Annotated in this window: 11 protein-coding genes; 5 read left to right on the top strand and 6 right to left on the bottom strand. The window is 71.4% G+C overall.

Annotated elements, in window-relative coordinates:
- Positions 1–76 precede the first annotated feature (76 nt).
- Both ACX27O_RS01060 and ACX27O_RS01055 read right to left on the bottom strand, forming a co-directional pair.
- A complete protein-coding gene (locus tag ACX27O_RS01060) occupies positions 77–1,225 on the bottom strand; it encodes an acyl-CoA dehydrogenase family protein (RefSeq protein WP_030331942.1) in 1,149 nt (382 codons plus the stop codon).
- A 78-nt stretch (positions 1,226–1,303) separates the two neighbouring features.
- Complete coding sequence (locus ACX27O_RS01055; protein WP_210866352.1) at positions 1,304–2,836, bottom strand: acyl-CoA carboxylase subunit beta; 1,533 nt, start codon at positions 2,834–2,836, stop codon at positions 1,304–1,306.
- A gap of 168 nt (positions 2,837–3,004) precedes the next feature.
- Between ACX27O_RS01055 and ACX27O_RS01050 the strand changes: the two genes are divergently transcribed.
- Complete coding sequence (locus ACX27O_RS01050; protein ID WP_030331937.1) at positions 3,005–3,565, top strand: snapalysin family zinc-dependent metalloprotease; 561 nt, start codon at positions 3,005–3,007, stop codon at positions 3,563–3,565.
- A gap of 54 nt (positions 3,566–3,619) precedes the next feature.
- Here ACX27O_RS01050 and ACX27O_RS01045 read toward each other — a convergent pair whose 3' ends face one another.
- The 3 genes from ACX27O_RS01045 to ACX27O_RS01035 all read right to left on the bottom strand — a co-directional run bounded on the left by ACX27O_RS01045 (position 3,620) and on the right by ACX27O_RS01035 (position 6,759).
- A complete protein-coding gene (locus ACX27O_RS01045) occupies positions 3,620–4,540 on the bottom strand; it encodes a hydroxymethylglutaryl-CoA lyase (RefSeq protein WP_458938810.1) in 921 nt (306 codons plus the stop codon).
- A gap of 180 nt (positions 4,541–4,720) precedes the next feature.
- Complete coding sequence (locus tag ACX27O_RS01040) at positions 4,721–6,088, bottom strand: acetyl-CoA carboxylase biotin carboxylase subunit (RefSeq protein WP_358128049.1); 1,368 nt, start codon at positions 6,086–6,088, stop codon at positions 4,721–4,723.
- Positions 6,089–6,159: 71 nt separating this feature from the next.
- Positions 6,160–6,759 carry a TetR/AcrR family transcriptional regulator gene (locus tag ACX27O_RS01035; RefSeq protein WP_030331931.1) on the bottom strand — a complete coding sequence of 200 codons (600 nt, stop codon included), beginning with the start codon at positions 6,757–6,759 and terminating at the stop codon, positions 6,160–6,162.
- 107 nt (positions 6,760–6,866) lie between these two features.
- Here ACX27O_RS01035 and ACX27O_RS01030 point away from each other — a divergent pair, with 107 nt between their 5' ends.
- Positions 6,867–8,090, top strand: coding sequence for an MFS transporter (locus ACX27O_RS01030; RefSeq protein WP_210858075.1), 1,224 nt, complete (start codon positions 6,867–6,869; stop codon positions 8,088–8,090).
- Here the strand turns inward: ACX27O_RS01030 and ACX27O_RS01025 are convergent.
- Positions 8,087–9,244, bottom strand: a complete 1,158-nt coding sequence (locus tag ACX27O_RS01025) for an FAD-dependent oxidoreductase (protein ID WP_210858074.1) — start codon at positions 9,242–9,244, stop codon at positions 8,087–8,089. The two genes, ACX27O_RS01030 and ACX27O_RS01025, sit on opposite strands and share 4 nt — an antisense overlap.
- A 107-nt stretch (positions 9,245–9,351) precedes the next feature.
- Between ACX27O_RS01025 and ACX27O_RS01020 the strand changes: the two genes are divergently transcribed.
- From ACX27O_RS01020 to ACX27O_RS01010, 3 genes are all read left to right on the top strand, one after another.
- Entirely contained in the window at positions 9,352–9,933 is a 582-nt protein-coding gene (locus ACX27O_RS01020; protein ID WP_030331926.1) for a TetR/AcrR family transcriptional regulator, read from the top strand.
- 70 nt (positions 9,934–10,003) lie between these two features.
- A complete protein-coding gene (locus ACX27O_RS01015; protein WP_036411447.1) occupies positions 10,004–10,552 on the top strand; it encodes a SigE family RNA polymerase sigma factor in 549 nt (182 codons plus the stop codon).
- Entirely contained in the window at positions 10,549–11,742 is a 1,194-nt protein-coding gene (locus ACX27O_RS01010) for a hypothetical protein (protein WP_458938809.1), read from the top strand. The genes ACX27O_RS01015 and ACX27O_RS01010 overlap by 4 nt, the downstream gene beginning before the upstream one ends.
- The last annotated feature ends 8 nt before the right edge of the window (positions 11,743–11,750 follow it).

Raw genomic sequence — 11,750 nt, 5'->3', positions numbered from 1 at the left:
CGCCCGCTCGCCGAAACCCGACAGCCGTACGGACAGCCCGTCCAGAACGACCGGCTGATCAGTTCGGCTGGACCACTCAGAGACCCAGATCCCGAGCGATGATCATGCGCTGCACCTCGCTGGTGCCTTCGCCGATCTCCAGGATCTTGGAGTCCCGCCAGAACCGGGCAACCGGGTACTCGTTCATGAAGCCGTACCCGCCGTGGATCTGGGTGGCCTCCCGGGCGTTGTCCACGGCGATCGTGCTGGCGTGCAGTTTCGCGATGGCGGCCTGCCGCTTGAACGGCTCGCCGGCCAGCATCCGCGCGGCGGCGTCGTAGTAGGCCAACCGGGCGGTGTGCGCCTTCAACTCCATGTCGGCGATCTTGAACTGGATGGCCTGGTTGGCGCCGATCGGCTGACCGAAGGCGTGCCGTTCCTTCGCGTACCTGATGGACTCGTCGACGCAGCCCTGCGCGAGACCGACGGCCAGCGCGGCGATGGCGATCCGGCCCTCGTCGAGGATCCGCAGGAACTGCGCGAACCCCCGACCCCGAGCGCCGAGCAGGTTGGCGGCCGGCACCCGACAGTCGTCGAAGGTCAGCTCGTGGGTGTCCGAGGCGGTCCACCCCACCTTGGAGTAGCCGGGGGCCACGGTGAACCCGGGCGTCCCGGTCGGCACGATGATCGTCGACAGTTCCTTGGAACCGTCCGGGTTCGTGCCGGTCACCGCGGTGACAGTGACCATGGCCGTGATGTCGGTCCCGGAGTTCGTGATGAACGCCTTCGACCCGTTGATCACCCACTCGTCGCCGTCCAGCACCGCCCGCGTCTGCGTGCCGGCGGCGTCCGAGCCGGTGCCCGGCTCGGTGAGACCGAAGCCGGCCAGCGCCTCACCGCTGAGCAGCCGGGGCAACCAGGTCGCCTTCTGCTCCTCGGTGCCGAAGCGGTAGATCGGCATCGCGCCCAACGAGACCGCCGCCTCCAGCGTGATGGCCACACTCGAGTCGACCCGGGCCAACTCCTCCAGCGCCAGGCAGAGCGCGAAGTAGTCGCCGCCCATGCCGCCGTGCTGCTCGTCGAAGGGCAGGCCGAACAGGCCCATCTTGCCCATCTGCCGGATCACCTCGTACGGAAAGGTGTGCTGCTCGTAGTGCTCGGCGATGACCGGGGCGACCACCTCGCGGGCGAATTCCCGCACGCTCTCGCGCAGCGCCTCTTGTTCGTCGGTGAGCCGGAAGTCCATCTCATCCTCCTGTAAGGACGGTCCGCCTCGGCGCTCGTGACGCCGAGGGCGGGTCGCTGTGCGGGCCCGAGTCGATGATCAGACCGGGGTGACGCCGTGCCGACGGCGGGAGAAGTGCCGGTCCTTGGTGCGTGCCGCAGCGAACCGGCGGACCAGCTCGGTGCGCAGGTCGTGCGGCTCGACGATGGCGTCCACCACCAGTTCGCTGGCGAGCCGGACGACGTCGATGTCCTGCTCGTACTCGGCGCGCTTGGTGGCGACGAACGCGGCCCGCTCGTCCTCGTCCGCAATGGCGGCGATCTTGTTGGCGTAGACCGCGTTCACGGCGGCTTCGGCGCCCATCACCGCGATCTTCGCGGTGGGCAGGGCGATGGTCGCGTCCGGCTCGAAGCCGGGGCCGGCCATCGCGTAGAGGCCGGCGCCGTACGCCTTGCGGACCACCACGCAGATCTTCGGCACCGTCGCCTCGGAGATCGCCGTGATCATCTTGGCGCCGTGCCGGATGATGCCCTGCTTCTCCACAGCGCTGCCGACCATGAAGCCCGGTACGTCGCTGAGGAAGAGCAGCGGCACGTTGAACGCGTCGCAGAGCTGCACGAACCGGGTGGCCTTGTCGGCCGAGTCGACGAAGAGCACGCCGCCCTTGAACATCGAGTTGTTGCCGACCACGCCGACGACCTGGCCGTCGAGTCGACCGAAGCCGATGGTCAACTCCTTGGCCCAGAGCGCCTGGATCTCGAAGAACGAGCCCTCGTCGAGCAGACCCTTGACGTACCGCCGCATGTCGAACGCCTGCCGCTCACTGGCCGGCACCAGCGCGGCCAGGTCGGCCTTCGCGGGCGCGGCGACCGCCGGCGCGGCCGGCGGTTGCTGGGTCCAGTTCGCCGGCAGGTACGACAGGTAGGTCTTCACGACGTCGAGCGCGTCGGCCTCGGTCTTGCAGAGGAAGTGCCCCACTCCGGATTCGGCGGTGTGCACCTTCGCCCCGCCCATCGCCTCCAGGGTGGTCTTCTCGCCGGTGACCATCTCGACCATCCGGTCGGAGCCGAGATACATGCTGGCGTTGCCGTCGACGAGCGCCACCACGTCGCAGAACGCCGGGATGTACGCCCCACCGGCTGCGCTCGGACCGAACAGCGCGCAGACCTGCGGGATCGAGCCCGAGGCGCGGACCTGGTTCCAGAAGATCTTGCCGGCGCCCCGCCGGCCGGGAAAGAGGTCGACCTGGTCGGTGATCCGGGCGCCGGCCGAGTCGACCAGGTAGACCATCGGCACACCGGCGCCGTACGCGCGCTCAATGATGCGGATGATCTTCTCGACGGTGCGGGCGCCCCAGCTGCCGGCCTTGACTGTGGAGTCGTTGGCCATCAGGCAGACCTGTCGGCCGTCGATCGTGGCGGTGCCGGTCACCACGCCGTCGGCGGGCAGCCCGTCGGCGAGCGCGTTGGCGTAGAGGCCGTCCTCGACGAACGACCCCTCGTCGACCAGGAGCGCGACCCGTTCACGGGCGAAGAGCTTGCCCTTGGCCGCGTTGGCGGCGTGGTACTTGTCCGCGCCGCCGGACCGGGCGCGCTTGCGCAGCTGCTCCAGTGCCTCACCGTCGAGCGTCACGCCGACTCCTCCGCCAGAACGACCTGAACGATCGTTAGGCTAGCGCATGAGCACGACTGTCGGCGACCTACGAGCGAATCAGACAGTCGAGCCGAGAGCAAGACATTGAATAACATGAATGAGTATCGCTAGGCTCCTGACACCCCTCCTCCCGGATTGGAGTCAGCGATGACCTCACGACTCAATCGGCTCGCTGTCGCGTTGCTCGCGACGGCACTCACCACCCTCGGCCTCACGGTCGCCAACCCCGCGCCCGCGTCCGCCGCCATGACCATCTGCTACAACACCAGCCAGGCGGGCAGCTACGCCAGCGTCGCCAACCAGGCCGCCACGATCTGGAACAACGCCACCGTCAACCTGACGCTCACGGCGAACTGCGGCTCGAACCTGCGGATCTACCGGATCACCGGCGGCGGCTCGTACGCCGTGCGGACCAGCCTCGGCAACGGCCGGGTCTACATCGACACCCAGCAGGCCGCCCAGTACAGCGTGCTGCGGATCATGACCCACGAGATCGGGCACATCCTCGGCCTGCCGGACAACTACAACGGGAACTGCTCGCTGCTGATGTCCGGCGGCAGCGCCGGCACCAGCTGCACCAACCCGTACCCGAGCAGCGCCGAGGCGAGCCGGGTCAGCAACCTCTTCGCCGGCACGTTCAGCGCCACCGACCGCAGCGCGGACATCTTCCGCGACAGCTGGCCGAGCACGCTCACCCCGGTGAGCTGAGCGACCAGGCACCTGGAAGGGGCCGGCGACCGCGCCGGCCCCTTCGTCGCGTCCTCAGCTCGGCAGCGGCGTCAGCCGGGTACGCGGGCCGGCCCGCAGCACACCGGACGGCAGCTTCTTGCCGAGCAGCTCCTCGGCCAACTCCGCCACCTCGATCAGCGCCGGCAGGTCGATGCCGGTGTCGACGCCCATGTCGTGCAGCATGTGCACGGCCTCCTCGGTGGCCAGGTTGCCGCTCGCCCCCGGCGCGTACGGGCAGCCACCGAGGCCACCGACGCTGGCGTCGAACTCGGTCACCCCCAGCTCCAACGCGGTCAACAGGTTGGCCAGCGCCGTACCCCGGGTGTTGTGGAAGTGCAGCAGGACCGGCACGTGCGCGTTGCGGTCGCGTACCGCGGTCAGCAGCTCGCGGACCCGGCGTGGGGTGCCCATGCCGGTGGTGTCGCCGAACGCGACCCGGTCCGCGCCGTCGCGGACCACCCGGTCCACGATCCCGGCCACCCGCTGCGGGTCGATGTCCCCCTCGTACGGGCAGCCGAAGCTGGTCGCCACGATCACCTCGACCCGCGCCGAGGCACCGTGCAGCAGGTCGATCAGCTCGGCGATGTCGTCCAGCGACTCGTCGGTGGACCTGTTGACGTTGCGCCGGTTGTGCGTGTCACTGGCCGAGACCACCACCTCGATCTCGGTGAACCCGGCGGCGAGGGCCCGCTGCGCGCCCCGGGTGTTCGGCACCAGCGCCGAGTAGCGCACCCCGTCGGCCTTCACCGCCCGCCGCCACACCTCGTCGGCGTCCGCCATCTGCGGGATCGCCTTGGGGTGCACGAACGACACCGCCTCGATCCGGCGTACACCGGTGCCGGAGAGGGCGTCGAGCAGCCGCACCTTGGCGTCGGTCGGGATCGGGTCCTCGTTCTGCAACCCGTCCCGTGGCCCGACCTCACGGATCGAGACGAAACTCGGCAGGTCCACCATAAGGGGTCACCTCACTGTGACGAAAGCAGTGCTTAGGGGTTCCCCCAGCATGCCACTCCACTGTTGATCAAGAGGTTTGCGTCATCCTCGGCACGAATCCTGACGCAAACCTCTTGATCACCGCGCGGGGTGGGGGGGGGGGGTGGGGGTGGGGTGGGGTGGGGTGGGGTGGGGTGGGGGTCAGCGCATGCGGGAGACGATGGCGGTGTCGTAGGTGCCGGAGCGGAACTCGTCGTTGGTGAGCAGTTCGGCGAAGAAGGGGACGTTGTTCTTTGGGCCCTCGATCTGGAACGCCGCGACGGCCGCCTCCGCGCGGTCGAGCACCTCGGCTCGGGTCGCGCCGGTGATGATCAGCTTGGCCAGCAGGCTGTCGTAGAACGGGGTGACCGTGTTGCCCTCGGTGTAGCCGGAGTCCACCCGGACCCCCTCGCCCGTCGGCTCCACCCATGTCCTGATCACACCGGGGCCGGGCAGGAAGCGCTTCGGGTCCTCGGCGTTGATCCGCATCTCCATGGCGTGACCACCGGGGGTCAACGCGTCCGGGTCGAACGTCGGCGCCAGCCCGGAGGCCACCCGCAACTGCTCCTCGACCAGGTCGATGCCGTAGACGTACTCGGTCACCGGGTGCTCCACCTGCAACCGCGTGTTCATCTCCAGGAAGAAGAACTCCTCGGAACCGGAAGCAGCGCCAGTAGCGTCCCGCTGACGCGGGACCAACAGGCACTCCACAGTCCCCGCGTTGCGGTAGTCGACCGCCTCGCCGGCCCGCACCGCCGCCGCCAGCAGACGGGAGCGCAGCTCCGGCGAGACCGCCGGCGACGGGGACTCCTCGACCAGCTTCTGGTTGCGCCGCTGCACCGAGCACTCCCGCTCGCCGAGCGCCACCACCCGACCGTCGGCCAGACCGAGGATCTGCACCTCGACATGCCGTACCCGGGGAAAGTACCGCTCGATCAACACCGAACCGTCGCCGAACATCCGCTCGGCGAACGCGCGCACCTTGTCGTACTCGGTGCGCAGCGCGGCCTCGTCGACGGCCACGCCCATGCCCATGCCGCCACCGCCGGCGGCGGCCTTGACCATCACTGGGTAGCCGATCTCGGCGGCGGCCGACACCGCCGCATCCAGGTCGGCGGCCGGGTCGGTGGTGCCGGGCGCGACCGGAACACCCGCCGCCGCCATCAGGTTCCGAGCATTGATCTTGTCGCCCATCGCGGTGATCGCGTCCGCGTCAGGTCCGACCCAGATCAGGCCGCTCGCCTCGACGGTACGGGCGAACTCGGCGTTCTCCGACAAGAAGCCGTAGCCGGGGTGGATGGCCTGCGCGCCCGTCGACTTCGCGGCGGCGAGGATCGCCTCGGTGTTGCGGTAGCTCAGCGCCGGGTTCGGTGGGCCGATGAGGACCGCCTCGTCCGCCTCGGCGACGAACGGCAGGTCGGCGTCGGCCTCCGAGTACACAGCGATCGCGCGGATGCCGAGCCGCTTGGCGGTCCGGATGATCCGGCGGGCGATCTCGCCCCGATTGGCGACCAGCAGTGACTCGATCATGTTTCCTCCCGGCGTCCGGATGGTGGGACGATGTCAGGGAATCATGACCGGCACGGTTCTGACGAGTCGGCTCAGGCGAGCAGCGCGGCCAGGGTCGCGCCGCGCAGCAGCTCGGCACGACGTCGCCGGTCCACCTCACCGCCGAGGAACGGCGTCGAGTTCATCAGGCCGAACGCGGCGTGCGCGAGCACCCGCGCCTCACCATCGGGCATGCCCGGGTGCAGCGCGGTGAGCACCGTCACCCACTCCTCGACGTAGAGCCGTTGCAGGCGGCGGATCCGCCGCCGCGGCTCCTCGGGCAGGCGGTCCAGCTCGTGCAGGTGCAACGCGATCACCGCCGGGTTGGCCAGGGCGAACTCGACGTGGAAGTCGATCAGCGACTCCAGTACGCCGCGCGGGTCGTCCGACCGGCCGGCGGCGCGTTCCCGCCCACCTGCCAGCAACCCCTCACTGACCGGGATCAGCGCGGCGGCCAGCATGGCCTCCTTGCCGGCGAAGTGGTGGTACAGCGCCGGACCGGTGACCCCGGCGGCCGCACCGATGTCGTCCATCGACACGCCGTGATATCCGCGCGCTGCGAAAAGACCTACCGCGATCTCCAGGATCTCGTCCTTGCGGGACCTGCGCCGGCCCGCACCCGCCGCACCCCGTGCCTGCTGCTCCACCGTCACCGGGCAAGCCTAGACCGGGAACTGCCTGCGGTGGAGCGGCGGCTGACGGTCGTTCCGCACTGTGGTGGCTTGACCCTCGACCCGGTCGAACCGGCACGGTCACCGGCATGACCGCCACTGCTCTCGGCCGGGACTTCCGGCTGCTCTGGTCCGCTGCCGTGTCGTCGCGATTCGGAGACGCGCTGCGTACCCCGGCGCTGGCCCTGTTGGCCGCGACAGTGACCCGCGATCCCCGGATCATCGCGGCGGTCACCGTGGCCGGGCAGTTGCCGCCGCTGCTCTTTGGTCTGCTCGGCGGGGTGTACGCGGACCGCTGGGACCGCCGTCGGACGATGGCGGTGGTCGACGGGGTACGCGCTGGCGTGGTGGCGGCGCTGGCCGTGGTGGTCGCGCTCAACCGGGTCAGCGTCCCGGTGTTGCTGGTGGCGGCGTTCCTGCTCGCCGCGTTGGGCACCCTCTTCGACTCCGCCTCGTTCGCGCTGCTTCCCGCGGTGGTGCCGCCGGACGCGTTGCCCCGGGCGAACGGCCGGCTCCAGGCGGGGTCAGCGGTGGCCGGCGGTTTCCTCGGGGCTCCCGCCGCCGGTGTCCTGTTCGCCGTCGCCCCGGCCCTTCCGTTCGCCCTCGACGCCGTCACCTTCGCGGTGGCCGCGGTGCTCGTGCTGGCCCTCGCCCCGGCGCCACGGACCAGGGTGCGGAGGCGGCGCGGTTCGGTGTGGAGCGAAATCGTCGAGGGGCTGCGCTGGCTGCGGGCGCACCGGACGCTGTGGCGGCTCACACTGCTCACCGCGGCGAGCAACCTGGCGATCAGCGGGATCATGGCGGTGCTGGTGCTCTACGCGCTGGATGTGCTGCGGGTGCCGCCGGCCGGGTACGGGCTGTTCGCCGCCGCAGCCATCTTCGGGGGCCTGGCGGGGGCGCTCGGGTCGGGGCGGCTCGCCGCCCGGCTCGGCACGGTGCCGGCGCTGCGGGTGGTGCTGGCCGGGCAGACCATGGCGCTGACCGGCTTCGCGCTGGCTCGGCATCCGGTGCCGGGTGGGATCGCGCTGGCCGTCTTCGCCGCCGGCACAGTGGTGTGGAACAGCCTGTGGGCGTCGTACGGGCAGCGGCAGGTGCCGGGCGAGCTGCTGGGCCGGGTAGGTGCGGCGCAGCGGATGGTCGGTCTGCTCACCGCACCGCTCGGGGCGGCGCTCGCCGGGCTCGCCGCCGCGGCGTACGGCACGGTGCCGGTGGCGGGCACGGCGGCGGTGACGTTCGCGCTGGTCACCCTGACCGCGTGGCGGACGCTGCGGTCGGCCGCACCCGGCGTGCTGAGCCGCAGCGACGTGGCCTAGCTCGGCGTTCGCTCGCGGTGGGACAGCCCGGACAGGCGCAGCGCGATCCGTCGACGGGCCGGTGGAACGGCACCGAGCAGCCGGAGCAGCACGTCCCGGGCGGGCCGGCCGGCCGGGGAGACGGCCGCCAACCTGGTCAGCCCGGCGGCGAAGCTCATCACGTCCTCGGCCATCGGTCGCTGCCGGGCGTCGTAGTCGTCGAGCAGCGTCTCCGGGCCACCGTCGAGCACGTCCGCCACCGCGGAGCCGAGCGCGACCGCGTCGCAGATGCCGAGGTTCATGCCCTGCCCGCCGGCCGGGCTGTGCACGTGCCCGGCGTCACCGGCCAGCAACACCGGTCCGGCTCGGAAGGTGTCGGCGATCCGGTGGTGCACCCGGAACCGGGAGCCCCAGACCACGTCGGTCACCCGGTCGGGTCGTCGTACCGGGCCGCGCTCGTCGAGCAGCGCCTGAAGGTAGGCCGCATCCGGTTCGGGCGGTGCGTTCCGCACGGCGGCGACCATCCGAACCACCCCGCCGGGGAGTGGGGCCCAGACCAACGGCCCGGGGCGGGCGAGGAAGAGCGCCGCCTCGTCGCGGGGCAGCACGCTGTGCACCCGTACGTCGGCGAGGACGAAGGACTCCTCGTCGCTGCTGCCGGTGAAGCCGATGCCGGCCAACTCCCGGACCGTGCTGTGCAGGCCGTCCGCGCCGACCACGAACCGGGCGCGCACCGCCTGCCCGTCGACCTGCGCGAGCATGCCGTCACCGACGCGGCTCAGCCCGGTGAGCTGGCACGGCCGTCGTACCTGGACACCGAGCTCGGCCAACTTTTCGGTGAGCACGGTCTCGGTGACCGCCTGGGAGATCAGCAGCGCGTAGGGGAAGCGGGACGGCAGCTCGTGGAACGGCACCGACAGCAGCACCCGGTCCCGGTCGCGCACCGTGAAACGAGGCGTCCGCACCGCCTGGGCGATCAGCGGCGCGGCGGCGCCGATCCGGTCCAGCACCTCCAGGGTGTACGCGTGCACGACGGCGGCGCGGGAGGTCGTTGGCGGCGCGGCGAGGCGGTCCAGCACTGTCACCTCGACCCCGCGCCGAGCCAGCGTCAACGCGGTGGCGAGACCGGTGGGGCCGGCACCCACCACCAGGACGTCAGTGCTCGTGGGCAGCATGGCCACCTCCAGAAGACGGCTGCCAACATGTGTTGGCAAACACTTGTTGGCCACGCTAGAGCGCCTCACGATTGCGTGTCAACAAGTGTTGGCATACGGTCGTTGGCATGACCTCGTCCGCCCCGCCGACCCAGCCCCGCCGCTCCGACGCCACCCGGGCGGCGATCCTGCGAGCGGCCCGGGAACGGTTCGCGGCGGACGGCTACGAACGCGCCACAATCCGGGCCATCGCCGCCGACGCCCAGATCGACCCGTCGATGGTCATGCGCTACTACGGCAGCAAGGAAGGGCTCTTCGCGGCGGCGGCCGAGTTCGACCTCCGCCTGCCCGACCTGACCTCGGTGCCGCCCGCCCGACTCGGTGAGGTGCTGGTCCGACACTTCCTGGCCCGGTGGGAGGGCGACGAGACCCTGGTGGCGCTGCTGCGGGCCGCCAGCACCAATCCCGGTGCGGCCGAACGCATGCGCGGCATCTTCGCCAACCAGCTCACCGCCGCAGTGGCCACCTTCGGCACCGACCCGACGCTGACCGCCCGACGGGCCGGCCTGGTGGCCAGTCAGGTCCTCGGTCTCGCCTTCACCAGATACATCGTCCGGTTGCCGCCCATGGTGGACACCACGCCGGACGAGCTGGTCTCCTGGGTCGCGCCGACCCTGCAGCGTTATCTGACCGGAACGCCGCCGAGCTGACCCAACCTTTTTCCCCCTCCCGTGCGTCTGCCTGTTGACGCGTACCGCGCGACGGCCGGGAGGGGGGCGGATGGCGCCGACGAGGGACGACGGACGCGACGGCTACCTCGCCTTCGTGGAGAACCACCAGCACCGGCTGCTCCGCGCGGCCTACCTGATCTGCGGCAACCGGCACCAGGCCGAAGACCTCCTCCAGGACGCGCTGCTCAAGCTGGCGCTGCGCTGGTCCTCGGTCCGCGACGGCGACCCCTCCGCGTACGTGCGGGCCATCCTCTACCGCGACTCGGTGTCGTGGTGGCGGCGCCGACGGCGGGAGTGGCTCAGCGCCGCGCCGCCGGACCAGGTGGCCCACGACCGGGACGGCGCGTTACGGCTGACGATGCACGACGCGCTGGGCCTGCTGCCCCCACGGCAGCGAGCCGTGCTGGTGTTGCGCTACTACGAGGATCTGACCGAGGTCGCCACCGCTGAGGCGCTCGGCGTGACAGTCGGCACCGTGAAGAGCCAGTGCCACGCGGCGCTGCGCCGACTCCGCGAGGTCGCCCCGGACCTCGCCCGCGACGCCCGACCGGGTCGAGGCCCGGCCGATCTGGCCAGCGGTCTGGAGGTGAACCCGTGAACGAGCAGGAGCTGCGCCGACTGCTGACCGTCAGCGTCGAGGACGTGCTGCCCAGCCAGCCGGCCGCCGCCGGATGGGAGCGGGCTCGGCGTACCCGGCGCACCCGGCGGGCCGTCGCGGTGGTCGCCCTGGCCGTGGTGCTGGTCGGTGGCGGCACGGTGGCGGCGCTGCGACCGCCCGCCGATCCCGCGCCGGTCCCACCGGTGGGTCCGACGGTGACCCCGACCGTCGACCCCTCCCACGCGGGTCCGGTGCAGAAGCCGCCCGCCGAGCTGACCTTCCCGCCCGATCCGTTGGCCCGGCTCGGCGCTCCGGCGACGGTGCCGCTCTCCGAGCGACCGGTCCAGCGGGCAGTGGCGCTGTTCCAGCCGGTGGACGAGGAGAATCGCGCGGACGGCCCGGTCCGGGTGCTCGGCAACGACGGCGTGGTGCGCAGCCTCGACGTGGTGACGTTGGCACCGACCCGCGACGCGAGCGGCAACGAGGCGGGCGCGCTGAAGCCGGGAGTGCTGTCGCCGGACGGCCGGCAGGCCGCGTTCGCGCAGACCAAAGAGCTGGTCCTGATCGACCTCAGCACGGCGGCCGTCCGCCGGATCCCGCTCGACGGCTACCTGGAGCTGGTGGTGTGGGCGCACGACCGGGTGCTGGTCGGCGGCGACGACCGGACGTACGCGGTGGACCGGGTCACCGGGGCGGCCAGCATCATCGACGTGTCGACCTGGGAGTTGATCGCACCCGACCCGGACGCCGGCCGGGAGGCCCCGTTGATCGAGACCCACGGCGAGGGGACCAGCCTGATGCTGCGCAGCCGGACCGCCCGGGAGGGCGAACTCCGCTCCGAACAGCCGGTCAACGCCTCGCAGCTGCCCTCGCCCTACCAGGTCAACGAGTTCTACGGCCGAGGCTGGTTGCACGGTGAACGGCTGGCCCGGGCGGCCTGGATCACCAGCAGCGAGATCAACGGTGCCGAGGGGGCGGCGGTGCTGGACGCACGGACCGGCGCCGTACTCCACCTGCTCGACCTCGGCCGGGATCGCGCCAAGGGCTGCTGTGAGGTCCTGGGCTGGGACGGCAGGGGCGCGGTGCTGCTCCGACTGGAACCGGCCGCCCTGGCCCGCTGGCACCCGGAGACCGGCGAGATCACCGGCATCGTTCGCGACCTGCGCGGCCCGATCGCACTGGCCGGCTGAAACACCGT

The organism is Micromonospora sp. SD19 (genome assembly GCF_054462275.1).
The sequence above is the reverse complement of the archived record's forward strand: the minus strand, read 5'-3'. Positions and strand labels throughout refer to the sequence as shown.